This is a genomic window from Pseudomonas sp. NLJ1, assembly GCF_049486705.1.
GTDB classification, from domain to species: Bacteria; Pseudomonadota; Gammaproteobacteria; order Pseudomonadales; family Pseudomonadaceae; genus Aquipseudomonas; species Aquipseudomonas inefficax.
This window is the reverse complement of sequence record NZ_CP137735.1, coordinates 1,589,033-1,605,377: the sequence shown is the minus strand read 5'-3', so window position 1 is coordinate 1,605,377 and position 16,345 is coordinate 1,589,033. Positions and strand designations below refer to the sequence as shown.

At 59.4% G+C, this 16,345-nt stretch carries 8 protein-coding genes; 2 read left to right on the top strand and 6 right to left on the bottom strand.

Going from position 1 to position 16,345, the window contains the following annotated elements; genetic code table 11:
- Positions 1–14: 14 nt before the first annotated feature.
- Both R9B85_RS07115 and R9B85_RS07110 read right to left on the bottom strand, forming a co-directional pair.
- The gene (locus R9B85_RS07115; protein ID WP_423770931.1) at positions 15–1,190 is read right to left on the bottom strand and encodes an aminotransferase class I/II-fold pyridoxal phosphate-dependent enzyme; all 1,176 of its coding nucleotides are present in this window, start codon (positions 1,188–1,190) and stop codon (positions 15–17) included.
- Positions 1,183–2,808 carry a B12-binding domain/radical SAM domain-containing protein gene (locus R9B85_RS07110; protein WP_423770930.1) on the bottom strand — a complete coding sequence of 542 codons (1,626 nt, stop codon included), beginning with the start codon at positions 2,806–2,808 and terminating at the stop codon, positions 1,183–1,185. Before R9B85_RS07110 ends, R9B85_RS07115 begins: the two co-directional genes overlap by 8 nt.
- Between R9B85_RS07110 and R9B85_RS07105 the strand changes: the two genes are divergently transcribed.
- Complete coding sequence (locus tag R9B85_RS07105; protein ID WP_423770929.1) at positions 2,807–3,961, top strand: D-alanine--D-alanine ligase family protein; 1,155 nt, start codon at positions 2,807–2,809, stop codon at positions 3,959–3,961. The genes R9B85_RS07110 and R9B85_RS07105 overlap by 2 nt on opposite strands.
- Here the strand turns inward: R9B85_RS07105 and R9B85_RS07100 are convergent.
- A complete protein-coding gene (locus tag R9B85_RS07100; protein ID WP_423770928.1) occupies positions 3,956–4,648 on the bottom strand; it encodes a GntR family transcriptional regulator in 693 nt (230 codons plus the stop codon). The genes R9B85_RS07105 and R9B85_RS07100 overlap by 6 nt on opposite strands.
- Before the next feature lie 377 nt (positions 4,649–5,025).
- Positions 5,026–8,157: a transglycosylase domain-containing protein gene (locus R9B85_RS07095; RefSeq protein WP_423770927.1), complete on the bottom strand. Its 3,132-nt coding sequence runs from the start codon at positions 8,155–8,157 to the stop codon at positions 5,026–5,028.
- A 390-nt stretch (positions 8,158–8,547) separates the two neighbouring features.
- On the opposite strand from R9B85_RS07095, the gene R9B85_RS07090 reads away from it, so the two are divergent.
- On the top strand, positions 8,548–9,966 hold the full coding sequence (locus tag R9B85_RS07090) for an amino acid permease (protein WP_423770926.1): 1,419 nt from the start codon (positions 8,548–8,550) through the stop codon (positions 9,964–9,966).
- A gap of 143 nt (positions 9,967–10,109) precedes the next feature.
- On the opposite strand, the gene R9B85_RS07085 is transcribed toward R9B85_RS07090, so the two are convergent.
- Together R9B85_RS07085 and R9B85_RS07080 are read right to left on the bottom strand one after the other, a co-directional pair.
- The gene (locus R9B85_RS07085) at positions 10,110–11,729 is read right to left on the bottom strand and encodes an FMN-binding glutamate synthase family protein (protein WP_112250580.1); all 1,620 of its coding nucleotides are present in this window, start codon (positions 11,727–11,729) and stop codon (positions 10,110–10,112) included.
- A 268-nt stretch (positions 11,730–11,997) separates the two neighbouring features.
- Positions 11,998–16,266 (bottom strand): DEAD/DEAH box helicase, encoded by a 4,269-nt coding sequence (locus R9B85_RS07080; RefSeq protein ID WP_112250582.1) that lies wholly within the window; start codon positions 16,264–16,266, stop codon positions 11,998–12,000.
- Between the last annotated feature and the right edge of the window lie 79 nt (positions 16,267–16,345).

Sequence of the window (16,345 nt, the reverse complement as noted above, 5' to 3'; positions counted from 1 at the left end):
AATGCTGATTGGATTCAGTTCTTAAGCATGTTGTCCAGGTCAATGAGCAGATCGTGCGGGTCTTCCAGCCCTAAGTACAATCTTGCACAAGAAGAACTAAGGTTAAAGCGCTTTGCCGATGGCAGATTGCTTGTTTTAGCAAGATTTATAACGCTTATTGAACCTCCCCATCCATATCCAATTTTGATAAGCCTTAGACGGTTTATCCTGTTTATCAAATTATCACGAGAACATGAGAGTTCAAGGGTCAACAAGCTGTTAAATCCATTTATCCTAAAGTGCCGTAAGGTGTCGTCTGTATATTGAGCTGTAGGGTGTAATATTTTTTTGCACAATGGAGAGGTTTCGAGGTGTTTGACGACTATTCGAGTGGTGTTCATCTGAAAAGATAAGCGAGCGCCCAATGTGCTGAGCGCTCGTAAAGCTGCGGCGCAAGTGTGCGAGCTAACATGATTGCCAGTTAAAGCTGAGATTGTTTTAAGTTTTACAAAAAGATCTCTGCGCCGAGTGATCAGTGCACCCAATGAAATACCTTCTATTGCAGCATGCGTTTTGCTCATTGAAATAAGGCTGATATCAGCACCTAACTCTAGTGGGTGCTGATAAAACGATGCAGCCCAAGTGTTGTCGGTAACGATCAGCGCCGGGTGGTCGCTGCATGAATTAATAATAGTGCAGATATCAACTAGTTCGTATGTAATAGAGCCGGGGTTCTCAATGAAAATTAGTTTTGTTTCACGCCTCAATTTTGCTTCCAGTGTGCTCGCGTCCTTGGGTGTGAAGTACTCGACTGCAACGCCCATGTGTTGACAATGATCAAGTAACCATCTTGTTGAGTATATGACTGTGTCAATGGCAAGTATGTGGTCGCCGGGTTTGAGAAAACTCAGTAGCAATAAGCTGATCGCCGACTGTCCAGAAGGCGTAAGTACTGAAAATTGACCTTTTTCAATGCTTGCTATTTTTGAAGCCAATTGGCGAGTGGTTGGAGTATCTACGCCTCCGTAATAGAGTCCGTTGAAAAGTTGGTTGTTTGTCTTTATAAGGTTTCTTTTGTTTATTTTAGGTAGCAACTGGACCTTATCGGCTAGGAAGGTAGTGCACTCCATGCTTGGTGTATGCGAAGAATATGTGTCACCTACTGGAAAAATTCCTATCTGGGCCAAATTGCTGAGATTAAGGTTAGACACGGATTGCCTCGAATTCTTTTAAGAGGTGAAGAACTTCCCTAACCTCGGTGACTGTAGGTGGCGCAACATTGGGTAGAGGATATTCTAGAGAAGCTTCGCCAAAGCTGTGGAAGCACTCCAGGAGTTCGCCCTCTGGTGTTCCCCAGCGGAGAAAATCTTCACTATCACTTTCGTCGTCATTTCTTAATGGGTGTCGAACAGCCCAGTTTGCACTGATGAGGATCGGTTGTCCTATATCCCTTTTGGAAAGTGTCAGCCGCGTTACTAATTTTTTGCGACTGGTATGCGTTTCGCCTAAGCCGAACAATAGGGCGCATCCGCAGGATATTCCATTGTCTTTGAGTATGTTTAGAACTTGTATGAAACGGTTCTCCCAAGTGTCTTTTTTGCTTCCAAGATCTTTGCTCAATCCACCTATCTCAATTGGCTCTAGAGTTTCTAGGCCGATAAATACATATGTGAGCCCATTCTGTGCAAGGCGCTTAATTATGCCCGACTTATTAATGATCTGATCTATGGTGAATTGGCCTCCAAAAATAATATCTAGGGGTTGTTGCTCTAGTAGGCAACACAGTTGGCTTATTGCATTTTGGCTACCACTAAGAAATATGGAGTCTTCAACGAATGCACTCGCTTTCTTGTATGGGTGGTGTTGCCTCACCGTGTTGACGGTTGCTCTGAACTGTTTGTAGAGTCGCCCGGCGGCGCTCTTAATTTCTTGAATGTTTCCGGTCACGCTCCTGCGCTCACTACAAAAAACGCAGTCGTAGACACATCCTGGTCCAGTGTCACTAAAGACATGTGAGGTCATCCGCCCACCGAAGACCTCAAAGGAGGCTGTGATTCCAAACGTCTCCACAACCGATGGTAGTTCATCGTGCTTTAGGGGAGTGCCAGCGCTTACCAGCGTCTTGTCAAGGTGTGGAAAATCAATAATCCAGCGTCCGGCAATTCGCCGATCCAGATGTTCAGCAATATAGGGTGCCGGTTGTTGCGAAGCCTGTGTAACTAATTCTCCGACCCGCTTTATCAGCAGTTCTGCTTCACCGGAAATTATGATGTCAAAGAGTGGTGGTATTTTTCCGTCTCTGATAAGTCGTCCTGGTGATGCGGTGTGATGCATAACTGATGATCGGAATCGCTGATTCTCTTCAGTTAGGAAAATAGTTTCATTTATGTGGCGGCCGCCGAGCACTATTAATGTGTAGCCCCCCAGTGTTTCTCTAACTAGCTTTGCGCATTCGATAGCGCCGGGCATGCACAAAGTCATTGCACCGATAAAGACTATGTTTGGTTGTTCAGACTGCAAGAGATCTTTGAGTAGATGCATGTCATCTAGTGAGTACATGAGTAGAAAATTATTTCTGAGCTTTTTTCCTGTCTGTGCCCAGTTACTTTCACCCCAAGCGCCATCTCCCCGTACAGCAGCATTGGCAGCGCAGCGGCAAGCGTTGAAAAGGCTAACGGGATCCGGGCTGTTCAGGGCCTTACGCGACTTGGTGCCCCTGATGTAGTCAGGAGCAGAAACTGCGATGGCTCGGATTGTTTGTCTGGTAGAGGTGGCACACACGTTATGAGAAGACGCGTTTGAGCACTTCCCGTTGGAGGATTCGAGCATGGTGTTCGTTACCTCGCTTTCGGCGATTGGCTGTTGTTTTTCTTATTGGATATTGGATACAGTAGCCAAAAATCGATTCAGCGAGGCAGCTAAAATGAAACAAATTGTGATTGCACTGATTTTCGGGGGAAGGAGCACTGAACATTTTGTGTCCCTACGTTCAGCCGCAGCGATTCACACTGCACTCCTGGCGTTAGGTCATCAGGTGCACTGCATAGCGATTGATCAGGAAGGGACTTGGAGGTATCAGGGGCAGCCGAGAGCCTGTCCAGGCGAGGTAAACTGCGCTGCACCAGTAGTGTCACTTTGTCCCGGTCGGCGCTCGCTGACATATGAGGCGAACGGACAACGAGCAGTAGAGGTTGACATCGATCTGCTTTTTCCTGCATTGCACGGGCGGTGGGGTGAGGACGGGACCATCCAGGGACTGGCAGCGATGTGTGGCATTCCATGTGTCGGATCAGGCGTGCTCGGTTCGGCCGTGTCAATGGACAAAGACATTACCAAGCGGTTGCTCAAGTTCTCGGGAGTCGCTGTGGCACCATGGATGGCTATGAGAACCATGCGCTCATGGGACGAGGTTGTCGAATGCCTGGGCAGCACAACTCTTTTTGTAAAACCTGCGACTTCAGGGTCGTCAATAGGAGTGTCAAGAGTTAGCAATGCATCGGAATATGCACAGGCTTACGCTGTCGCGGCGCGGATAGATACCAAGGTGTTGGTGGAAGTGGAGATTTTGGGTAGAGAGGTGGAATGCGGTGTCTTGGAGTCTGCAGGTGGATTACTAGCCTCGGTGGTGGGCGAGATTGTAACCAAGGAGGGACAGAGATTTTATGATTATCAAGCGAAATATGATGTGGCTGATGCCGCGGATATCCGTGTACCTTGTCAGTTGCCACAATCGATAGTCAGCTCCATACAGGAGTTGTCAAAGAAGACCTTTAGGTGCCTTGAGCTTACAGGTTATGCCAGGGTCGATTTTTTTCTGCGGAATGACGGAACGGTTCTCCTGAACGAAGTCAATACGCTGCCGGGTTTTACGAGCACAAGCATGTACCCGAAAATACTTGAGTGTTCCGGTTTTCCCTTGCCTCGGCTTGTAGGCGAAATAGTAGATTATGCAGTTTTATGGAATGCGTGCGATCGACTATAGAAGACCGCTGTTGCGTCGGGCTTCAAGAAATGAAACGATCGAATCCCGGCCCTCTGAAAGGTGCTTGGCCAGGCATCGTTGGGCCGCAACGCGGTCACCCTTCGCACACGCGTTCAGGATATTTCTGTGATCAAGCTGCGACTGCCTGTGATAATCCAGATTGGTCAATAAGAATCGCAGATGACGGTCCACTGAGTCGTGTAGTGACTTGATCAGAGCCAGTAATCGAGGTCGATCTGCCTTCGAGTACAGCATAAAGTGGAACTTCTCATTCAGCTCGCTGAGCTGATGAGGTTCGATAACTGTTTCCATCTCGCTGACAATTTCGTGCAACGTAGTCAAATCGCTTTCAGAGATATTATCAAAGCTGAAATCTAGCGCTGTGCACTCGGCCATGATTCGCATGTCATAGATTTCGGCAATATCTGCAATTGTCATAACCGCAACAGAGGCGCCCTTATGCACTTCATAGGTTACGAGCCCTTCAGCCTCCAGTTGTCTGATGGCATCCCTGATTGGCATACGGCTTAAGCCGAATTTCAATGCTAGCTCTTCTTGACGCAGTGGCGTCCCTTCAGCTATCGCTCCCGACAATATGGCTTCGCGCAGTGACTCCACGACAAATCCCATAGCAGTCTTATGACGATGCTTTTCGGGAACGTTAAAGCTATCGAGAGAGTTGGTCATAATGATCTCCGGGCCAGCGAGGGTGACGGCGGTGGCGAAGGTATCACAGAGTCTTGTAGGCTGCCAGAATCAAAAAGTCAGCTCTTCTACATTGATTGGGGTGGCAACTGCAGGCGGGAATGGTTTGCTGGTGTAGAAAAGCTACTGGTACTCGCGTCCTTTTTAACCATGTGATCCCGAGCATCTATCTGATTGTATATGGCGCGCGCAACTTTTTGCGGCGGTGTTTGGTAACGGACTCATTCCGATAGAGAAGTGACTCAGGTGCTCGCCTATGTATTCCAGGTCCGTCAGCGTCGCAATTTGCACGGCTGCTGAAACCTTTGGGCCGCCTTGCGGCCCTTTTCGCGAATCAAGGTGAACGGGTCAAGGCTGCTTCAAGGAGCGCGTGGCGCGTTAAGCGCCACCTGCGGCGCTTTGCACTCATTCGGATTGCCCGGCTGCAGGTACGGCATGAGGATCGGTGCCATGCCCTTGAGTACCTGCACTGGCAGCGCCGAGGTGAACTTGAAGGCCTCTGCCGAGCGCCCCGGCACGAACGCGGTCAAGGTACCGAAGTGGTTGTCGCCCAGGAAGAACACGAAAGTGGCGGTACGGTTCAGCGAGCGCGAGCCGATCAGCCGGCCCCCAGCCCCAAAGCTTTCGATGCGGTTGTCACCGGTGCCGGTCTTGCCGCCCATCACCAATGGTGTACCGTCCTGCAGCTTGAAACTGCCGGAAATACGCCGCGCAGTGCCCGCATCCACCACCTGCGACATGGCGCCCTTGAGGGCGCGCGCCACTTCGACCGGCAGTATCCGCACACCCCGGTCCGGGTCAGTGACCAGCTTGGTCTCGTAGGGCGTGTTGGCCGCGAAGTGCAGTGTGTCGATGCGCAAGGTCGGCAGGCGCACGCCGTCGTTCTGGATGATGCCGACCAGCTCGGAAAGGGCGGCAGGTCGATCCCCCGAGCTACCGATGGCGGTGGCCAGCGAGGGTACCAGGTGGTCGAACGGATAGCCCACGCGCTTCCAGCGCTGGTGAATGTCGAGGAACGCTTCGATCTCCACCATGGTGCGAATGCGGCTGTCACGGGCGCCCTGATGGCGGCTCTTGAACAGCCAGCCGTATACCTCCTGGCGCTCGAAGCGGCTGGCATTGACCATTTCGGTCAAGGTCGAACCGGGGTTCTTCAGCAGGTAACCGAGCAGCCACAAGTCCAGCGGGTGGACCTTGGCGATATAACCCTGATCGGGCAGGTCGTATTTGCCCGGGCCATAGGCGTCGTACATCTCCGACAGGCGGCCATCGGTCAGTTTGCCCAGCACGATCTTGTCACCCTTGAGGTGGGCACGGACAAACGCGTTGAAGGTTTCCTGGCCTGCCTCGGGGAACAGGTAGCGGTGTACGGCCGCCAACCGTTGCGGGGTCACGCGCATGCTGTCGAGGAAGGTGTCCAGGCGCTGCTGCGAGGTCTTGCGCTGGTACTTCTTCCAGAAGCGCATCAGGTAGTTGGTGCCTTCCTTGTCGGCGAAACGGGCCAGGTATTCCTGGCGGCGCGGGTCGGAGTCGTCCTTGAGCAGCGGCACGCGGTTGTACGGCTGCTGGTAGGTCACGTAGCGCACCAGGTCGCGCATCAGGCGGATGAACGGCAGGTTGATCGATTCGCGCAATGCATCCTTGAGGGTTGGGTTGCGGCTGTTGTCTTCCTTGCGGAAGTTGTTGAACACATGCATGCCGCCGCCGGTGAAGAAGGCTTCGCCGGTGTTGGCTGAATACTTGCGCTCCAACGCGGCATCGAGCATGGCGTCCAGGCTCTGGTTCTTGCTGTTCTGTGCCAGCCATTCCAGCGACCACTGGCTGATGCGGTCGAGTTCGGCGACTTCGACTTTCTTCAACTCGGCGGCAGGCTTGCCGGCGTACTTGTCGTGCAGCTCGGCGATGATTTCCAGGTAGGTGGTGAGCACCCGCAACTTGGCGGTAGAACCCAGTTCCAGCTTGCTGCCTTCGTTGATGTCGAAGGGCTGGTCGGTGCTGTCGGTCTGCACCCGTACCCGCGAGCCGTCGGCGGTGCGCTCGAACAAGGTGAAGCTGTAGCTCACCTGGTCAGTGGTCTTGGCGGTGAGCAGGCGTTCGCCGATCAGGCCGATCTGCGCCGCGAATTCAGGGTCGGCAAGGTTTTTCAGGTACTGGCTGACCTGCAGTTGCAGGTCGGACTGCAGGGTACTGGTGGCGGACACGTCGAGCCGGTCGAGGTCGTACAGCGGGCGATTGAGCATGGCCGCCAGGCGGTTGCGTGCCAGGCTGATGCCCTTGTTGGTGACGATCGGCACGATGGTCGGTTGCGCCACCCAATCGCGATATACCGCCTTGCTGGCCAGTGCCGCGTCGGCCAGTGGCTGCTCGATGACCTTGTTGGCGGCCAGCACACGGATGTGCGCATCGGTCAGTTCGGCCAGTTCGAGCCGACCCTTGGACAGGTAGTGCGAGGGCCGGCGCTGGGCAATCATCAGCGACAGCACCTGGCGCAGGGCCAGGCCGCGTGCGGCCATGCTTTCGGGGTCGCTGGCGGTGGAATTCAGGGTCTGGTTGACCTGGTCGAAATCGGCGCCGTACCACACCCGCAGGCCTTCGGCCATGCCATGCACTTCGCCATGCCCGGGCACTGCCGACAGCGGCACGCTGTTCAGGTAGTCCCGCACGATGCGCTGGCGTGCCTCGGTAGTGTCGGGGCCGCCCTGGTAGGCGCGCACGCTGGCGGAAATCATCTGGCGGATCTTCTCGGCGCCGGAAACGGTCAGGCCGTCCGGTGAATGGCGGTACTTTTCCAGTTGCGTGGCCAGGGTGCTGCCGCCAGCGGACTGGCCGGGCAGGGCCAGGTATTTGGCCACCTGGCTGTAGGCGGCCTTGGCGAAGCGCGGCCAGTCCACGGCCGGGTTGTTTCGCGGGTCCTTGGTGTCGAGCAGGTCGCGGTTCTCGATGAATAGCAGGCTGTTGACGATCACCGGCGGGATCGCAGCGAAGTCCGGGTACAGGTGTTGTGGGTAGTTGTACTGGTACAGTACGTCGCCGCGGCAGTCGGTGATCGACAGGCCTGCCTGGATTTTCTCGATATAGGGGGCGAACAGCCCATGATCGACGTAGTTCATCAACGCCGGCGAGAACCTCACTTGTTCGCTGATCAGGTAGTCGCGCTTGAGCAGGCGCGGCAGGAATTCGCTCAGGGCGCTGTAGCCCAGGCGTTTGTCGAACGGCCCTTCGCCAGGGTAGACGATGGCATCGCTGGGGCCTGGTTGCAGCGAATAGGTGAGGGTGCTGGCCAGCTTGCTGAATTCCCGTGACTGCAGGTTGGAGGTGCGGAATTCGTCATACGCAGCGAAGCCGATGGCCACCAGCGCCACCAGCAGGATAAGGATGATCAGCCGCCACCATAGCCGACGCTGACGGGGGGATTTGGGTTGTGGCGTCTCGGCCGGAGGTATCTCGGGTGCTTCCGTTCTGCTTGGTTCCGATTGCCACAGTGCGCCCATAGTCTTCAATCCGGCCAGGTATTTTCGTCTTGCTTGTCTGAAGCTTAGACGTTGAGCGGGTCAGGTGAAAAATTTGTAAGAGACGGCGAAAAGTGGCGTAGGGCTATGCGGCTTTGGTGTGGGTTTCTTGATACGGCGATGTTGCTATGGTGGCCGGGCGATTTTGGGTCCGCTTCGCGCCCCAGAAATCTAGCTGAATTTTCCTGTTTATACAGCGAAAATCCCTACAACGGTCTTCCTATACTGCTCGCCCCCTTCGCCTTGCCGGGCGCTCTATTCCGGCACACGGGCCGGCCCACGAGGCCAGCCCGGCAAGCCAACGCTTCGCCTATCGGCGTGGCCGGTGCTGCACGAAGGTCAAATCCAATAACAAAATGAGGTTGTATTGCTATGCCAGTCGGCAACCATCCTGCCCACGGCCAGGCCACTGAAGGCGGCCCGCTCAAGCGCGAACTGGGCGAACGGCACATCCGCCTGATGGCGCTGGGCGCCTGTATCGGTGTCGGTCTTTTCCTCGGTTCGGCCAAGGCCATCGAAATGGCCGGCCCCGCTATCATGCTGTCCTACATCATCGGCGGCCTGGCCATTCTGGTGATCATGCGCGCCCTTGGCGAAATGGCCGTGCACAACCCTGTCGCTGGCTCGTTCAGCCGTTATGCCCAGGACTATCTCGGCCCGCTGGCGGGCTTTCTTACTGGCTGGAACTACTGGTTCCTGTGGCTGGTGACCTGCGTTGCCGAAATCACTGCGGTGGCCATCTACATGGGCATCTGGTTCCCCGACGTACCGCGCTGGATCTGGGCCCTGGCGGCGCTGGGCAGCATGGGTGCGGTCAACCTGGTGGCCGTCAAGGCCTTTGGTGAGTTCGAGTTCTGGTTCGCCCTGATCAAGATCGTTACCATCATTGCCATGGTCCTTGGCGGCATCGGCATCATTGCCTTTGGCTTCGGCAATGACGGTGTGGCAATGGGTATCTCCAACCTGTGGAGCAACGGCGGCTTCATGCCCAATGGCGTGACCGGCGTGCTGATGTCGCTGCAGATGGTGATGTTCGCCTACCTGGGCGTGGAAATGATCGGCCTGACCGCCGGTGAAGCACGCAATCCGCAAAAGACCATCCCGCAGGCCATCGGCTCGGTGTTCTGGCGCATCCTGTTGTTCTATGTCGGTGCGCTGTTCGTGATCCTGTCGATCTACCCGTGGAACGAGATCGGCAGCCAGGGCAGCCCGTTCGTCATGACCTTCGAGCGCCTGGGCATCAAGACCGCCGCCGGCATCATCAACTTCGTGGTCATCACTGCAGCACTGTCGTCGTGCAACGGCGGCATCTTCAGCACCGGGCGCATGCTCTACAGCCTGGCGCAGAACGGCCAGGCCCCGGCGGCCTTCGCCCGTACTTCGAAGAACGGCGTGCCGCGCAACGCGCTGCTGTTGTCCATCGGCGCGCTGCTGCTGGGCGTGTTGGCCAACTACCTGGTGCCGGAGAAGGTCTTCGTATGGGTTACTTCGATCGCCACCTTCGGCGCGATCTGGACCTGGGTGATGATCCTGCTGGCGCAGCTGAAGTTCCGCGCCGGCCTGAGCTCCACTGAACGCAAGGCGCTGAAATACCGCATGTGGCTATGGCCGTTGAGCTCGTACCTGGCGCTGGCCTTCCTGGTGCTGGTGGTCGGCCTGATGGCGTACTTCGAGGATACCCGCGTGGCGCTGTACATCGGCCCGGCGTTCCTGGTGCTGCTGACGGTGCTGTACTACGCGTTCCGCCTGGCGCCGAAAGACGCGCAGGGTGTGGCCAGTACTGCTTCCTGATCTGAAATGGCTGGGGCCGCTTTGCGGCCCTTTCGCGACACAAGGCCGCTCCTACAGGCGACCGCGACAGCAGCATGGGTCGCGATTTCCTGTAGGAGCGGCCTTGTGTCGCGAAAGGGTCGCGCAGCGGCCCCAGGGTTCTATCAGGCTGCCACTTCGCTGTTTGGTTCGAAGCTGTCCGCCCGCGCCAGCTGCCACATGCGCGAATAGAACTGGCCATTCACCTCGCCAGTCAGCAGCTCACCCGGCTTCAAGAACACATGCATCTGCGAGAACAGCTTGATCTCGGTGGCCGAGATGCGTCGCACCAGATGCTTGGCTTCCAGCTGCGCCGGGTGTTCCAGCCCCGCAGCAGCCAGCATTTCGGCCAAGGCTCGCAAGGTATTGTGGTGGAAGTTCAACACCCGCTGGGCTTTGTCCGGCACCACCAGCGCACGCTGGCGCAGTGGATCTTGCGTGGCTACACCGGTCGGGCACTTGTTGGTGTGGCAGCTCTGCGACTGGATGCAACCGATGGCGAACATGAAGCCGCGCGCCGAGTTGGCCCAATCAGCGCCAATGGCCAGCACGCTGGCAATGTCGAAGGCGCTGACGATCTTGCCGCTGGCGCCAAGCTTGATCTTGTCACGCAGGTTCAGGCCGACCAGGGTGTTGTGCACGAACAGCAGCCCTTCGCGCAGTGGTACGCCAATGTGGTCGGTGAACTCCACCGGTGCCGCGCCGGTGCCACCTTCCTTGCCGTCGACGACGATGAAGTCGGGCAGGATGCCGGTTTCCAGCATGGCCTTGGCGATGCCCATGAACTCCCACGGGTGGCCCAGGCAGAACTTGAAGCCTACCGGTTTGCCACCAGACAGTTCACGCAGCTGGGCAATGAACTGCATCATCTCGATGGGGGTGGAGAAGGCGCTGTGGCGTGACGGCGAGATACAGTCTTCGCCCATCAGCACGCCACGGGTTTCGGCAATTTCCCGGGTCACCTTGTGCTTGGGCAGGATGCCGCCATGGCCGGGCTTGGCGCCCTGGCTCATCTTGATTTCGATCATCCGCACCTGCGGGCTGCGTGCCTGGGCGGCGAAGCGTTCGGGGTCGAAGCGCCCGTCCGGCGTGCGGCAGCCGAAATAGCCGCTGCCCAGTTCCCAGACCAGGTCGCCGCCATGCTCGCGATGGTAGGGGCTGATGCTGCCCTCGCCGGTGTCATGGTGGAAATTGCCCAGCTTGGCGCCCTGGTTGAGGGCGCGGATGGCGTTGGCGCTGAGTGAGCCAAAGCTCATCGCCGATATGTTGAAGATCGACGCCGAGTATGGCTGGCTGCACTGCGGCCCACCGACGATGACCCGGAAACTTGCCGGGTCGGCCAAAGGCGCCGGGCGCATGGAGTGGCCGATGAATTCGAAGCCGGACTCGTACACATCGATCAGGGTGCCGAAGGGTTTGTCCGAGGCTTCATTCTTCGCCCGGGCATACACCAGCGAGCGCTGGGCGCGGGAGAACGGCAGGGCGTCGCTGTCTGCCTCCAGCAGGTACTGGCGGATTTCCGGGCGAATGGCTTCGACCAGGTAGCGGATGTTGCCCAGGATCGGGTAATTACGGCGTACCGCGTGGCGCTGCTGCAACAGGTCGAAAAGGCCGATCAGGCTGAGGATGGCGGTGCTCAGGGTGAACGGCCACAACCATTCGTGGTGGGTGAAGGGCAGGCTTGCCAAGGTGAACAGTACACAGGCGGCGAAGAGGGCATAGCGACTGAGAAGTGACAGGCTCATACAGGGTCCTTGCGATGGCGCGGTCAGGCTCAGGGCCTGGGGCAAACCCCGACCATAGCCCGGTTTGGGCGGTGCTGAAAATGAAATTCGGGGTAGCGAAAATCATTCTCGCAGAGACCTGGCAACGGTCTTCAGGCCAACGCGGGCTTTTGTAGGAGCAGCCTTGTGCTGCGAAGAGGCCAGCAGGGATACAGATTGTCTTCGGCAATAATGGCCTCTTCGCAGCACAAGGCTGCTCCTACAGGGCCTGTGCATGCCGTGAAGGCATTCAGAAAGTGTCGCGCAGTAGCTTCTGCCGCCAGCTTTCCTGCTCTTGTGCCGGCGCTTCGACCAGGTACGAATAGTGCCCGGCCACCCGCACCGCCACCGGCACTCCGTCGCGATACAACAAACGGTTGCCACTCACCGCTGGCACTTTCGCCCCCGGCAGCAACGACCCGACCAGGTTCAGCGGGTCACTGGCACTTACCACCACCAATGCCCCGTCCAATTCACGCCGCCGCACCTGCCGCAGCAGCCCCACCGCCTCCGGCAAGGCGAATTGTTCGCCGGCGAGCCCGGCAATGAAGCGCCCGCCACGAATCTCGCCACGCGCTTCCAGCCTGTGATAGCAGCGCAGCAGTTCACGCCAGGGCGGCAGCACATCGCTTTCACGCTCCAGCAGGCGCCAGCACACCACGCCATAGCGCCGAAGCAGGGCCCGGGCGATGTGCTCCAGGCGCTGGCTGTCGTCTACAGCGCCCCTGCGCAGCAAGGCCCAGCGCCCGGCATGGGACATGCTGCTGGACAGCGGCGGGTGGCCGCGTCGGCTGTTGCGCGATGTGCGTTTCGCCGCCGGGGTGATCAGGCTGCGCAGGCCGGTGAAGCTGTCGGCTCCCACCAGGCCTGCGCCTACCAGTTCCTGCAAGGCCGTTTCCAACTCGCTGGGCAGCAGGTGGGCGTCGTGTGCCAGCTCGTCGAAGAACAGCGCGCCATATGCGTTCAGCACCTGGTGGACGCGTTGCGCCCGTGCGCCGAGGCTATCCACCGCAGGCACGGGGGCCAGGCTGCGCCACAGGCCAAGGTGCTCGCGCGGCAGCAGTACCAGCGGTGTGCTCGACAGGGTGTTGCTCGACACCGTCGCCGCCAGCCGGCTCCAGGCGAACTGCCCGCTACGGCACGCATCGTCGAGCCAGTGCGGGCTGTAGTCCTTGATACGTGCCGGCAGCAGTTCGGCTTCCCAGGCTCCGGCGGCACTCGGGAACCCTTGCAACTGGCCAAGGACCTCAGCCACCGCTTGCGGGCCACGCAGGTGTGTGTCGTTGGCCAGGTGCTGCCAGTCGAACAGAAAGCGCATGAAGTCCTGCAGGCTGACCGGCTCGATCTCCCGGCGCAGGCGTTTGACCGTGTAGCGATGGATGCGTGCCAGCAAATGGCGCTCGCACCATTGCAGTTCGCTTGCGCCAGGGCTGAAATGCCCACGCAGCACATAGCCTTCGGCCTCCAGGCGGGCCAAGGCCTGTTCGATGGCCTGCGGCGGCTTGCCAAGTGCTGCCGCAATCTGCGCGCGGGTCAGCGGGCCATGGCCGCTCAGGCGGGCTCGTAACAGTTCGACCAGCGCAACGTCCGGCTCGATGACCTGATCGAAGCCAGGCAGTACCTGCAACGCAGGTTCCAGCCGGGAGCCGGGGTACAGTGCCTGCAGCAGGCTCAACCGCTCACGCGCCAGCCACAGCTTTTCATCCACCAGGCGCAGGGCCCGGCCGGCCTTGGCCAACTGCCTGAGCAGCAGCTCCCAGCTGGCATTGCCCTGCACTTCGTCCTGGCTGATGGCACCCAGGCCCATCAACGCTTCATGCATTTCGTCGGCGTTGCCCGGCTGCGGCCAGGCCTCGGCCGCGACGGCGGCAATGGCATCGGCGTCCAGCGCGCCCAGGTCGTCGCCGTTCTGCACCTCGCTCCAGCGCCGGTTGAGCACTGCCTGAGTGCGCCGTTCTTCCAGTGGTGCGTCATCCAGGAAGGCATAAGGCCGTGCGTTGAGGATGGCCGACGCCAGCGGCGAAGGGGCGGGCAGGTCGCGGCACAGCAGGCGCACTGCGCCGCTTTCCATACGCCGCAACAGCGCCAGCCAGCCTTCGCTGTCCATGGCCTCGTGCAGGCAGTCGTCGAGGGTTTGCTCGACCAGCGGATGATCGGGAATCTGCCGCTCGCCGACGATGTTCTCCAGGCAGGCGATCTGCTCGGGGAATACGGCGGCAATCAGGTCTTCGCTCTTCATCCGCTGGATCTGTGGCGCCACCTTGCGTCCGCCGACAAAGCGCGGCAGGGCCATGGTCACGCCGGCATTCCAGCGCCAGCGCACGCCAAACAGCGGCGCATCGAGCAGCGCCTGGACCAGGATCGCCTCGGCGCTGCGGCTATTCAGGTAACGCCACACGTCGTCCAGTTCGAAACTGTGACTGGAGGACAGCGACAGCACGATGGCGTCCTCACTCGCCGCCGCCTGCAGCTCGAAGTTGAAGGTGCGGCAGAAGCGCTTGCGCAGGGCCAGCCCCCAGGCGCGGTTGATGCGGCTGCCGTAGGGTGAATGGATGATCAGCTGGGTACCGCCGGACTCATCGAAGAAGCGCTCCATCACCAGCGTGTCCTGCGAGGGCAGGGCGCCGAGCACTTCGCGGGTGCGGGCCAGGTAGTCGAGCAACTGGCTGGCGGCGCCTTCGCCCAGCTCGAAAGTACCCTGCAACCATGCCAGCACCTCGGCCTGGTCGTTGTCAGCCAGCTGTTGGTCGATCTGCGCCTGCAGCCGGGCCACCGCGGCAGACAGCTCGTCGCTGCGCCCCGGCGCCTCGCCCAGCCAGAACGGGATGGTCGGTGGCAGGCCATGGGCATCCTCCACCCGCACCCGGCCTGGTTCGACCCGCAGGATGCGATAGGAGGCATTGCCCAGCTGGAAGATATCGCCGGCGATGCTTTCCACGGCAAAGTCTTCGTTGACGCTGCCGATGTTCAGCGCCTGCGGTTCGAGCAGCACGGCGTAGTCGGCGTTGTCGGGGATGGTGCCGCCGCTGGTCAGCGCGGTCAGTTGGCTGCCACGACGGCCACGCAGGGTGCCGCTCACCGCATCGCGGTGCAGGTAGGCACTGCGCACGCCCTGGCGGCCGTTGTAGCCCTCGGCGAGCATGCGCAGCAGCGCCTGGTAATGTTGCTGGTCGAGTTCGGCGTAGGGCGTGGCCTGGCGCAGGCAGTCGAACAGGGCCTGTTCGTGCCAGGGCTGGTTGCTGGCCTCGGCTACGATCTGCTGGGCCAGCACATCCAGCGGCGCCCGAGGAATGTGCAGTTCGTCCAGCTCGCCCCGGCGTATGCAGTCGAGCAGGGCCACGCATTCGATCAGGTCATCGCGCGAAGTCGGGAACAGACGCCCCTTGGGCACGCCATCGACCTGGTGGCCAGCGCGGCCGACCCGCTGCAGCAAGGCCGCGATCGAACCTGGCGAAGCGATCTGGCAGACCAGCTCGATGTCGCCGATATCGATGCCCAGCTCCAGCGACGCAGTGGCCACCAGCACCTGCAACTGGCCGTTTTTCAGGCGTTGTTCGGCATCCAGGCGCAGTTCCTTGGCCAGGCTGCCGTGATGCGCGGCAACCGCCTCTTTCCCCAGGCGGTCGCTGAGGTGGCGGGTGATGCGCTCGGCCAGGCGCCGGGTGTTGACGAACACCAGGGTGGTGCGGTGTTCGCGCGCCAGGGTGGCCAGGCGGTCATAGACCAGGCCCCAGACATCGGTAGCCATCACTGCACCCAGCGGCACTGGCGGCACCTCGATGGCCAGGTCGCGCTGCCGAGCATGGCCGACATCGACGATTGCGCAGGGACGGTCGTTGCCGACCAGGAATTGCGCCACTCGCTCGACCGGGCGTTGCGTGGCCGACAGGCCGATACGCCGCAATGGCCGGTTGCACAGGGCCTGCAGGCGCTCCAGGGTCAGTGCCAGGTGGGCGCCGCGCTTGTTGCCGGCCAAGGCATGGATTTCGTCGACGATCACCGTGTGCACGCTGGCCAGGCCTTCACGGCCCGAAGCCGAGCCCATCAGCACGTAGAGCGATTCGGGTGTGGTCACCAGGATGTGCGGCGCCAGCTTGCGCATGGCGGCACGCTCCTTCTGTGGGGTGTCGCCGCTGCGCACGGCCGTGGTGATGCGCGGGGCGTTCAGGCCCTGGTCCGCCAGGGCCTGGCTGATGCCTTCCAGCGGCGCCTGCAGGTTCAGACGGATGTCGTTGGACAACGCCTTGAGTGGCGAAACATAGACCACCTGGGTTCGTGCGGGCAGTTCGCCCTGATGCTCCAGGCCCTGGCGAAACAGTTCGTCGAGCACGGCAAGGAACGCGCTGAGGGTCTTGCCCGAACCGGTCGGCGCGGCCAGCAGCATCGACTGGCCGGCATGGATCAACGGCCACGCCTGGGCCTGGGCATCGGTCACCGTGGCGAAGTGGCGACGGAACCAGGTGCGCACGGCGGGGTGGAACAGCTCGAGCACCGGGTGGTGTTTGGCGGGCAGGTTCATGTGTTGGTTATGGAGGGTGTGGGGCGGGTTGGCAAGGGGCCGTTCGTCTGTGAAATAAGCTTTGACCTGTGCTGGCCTC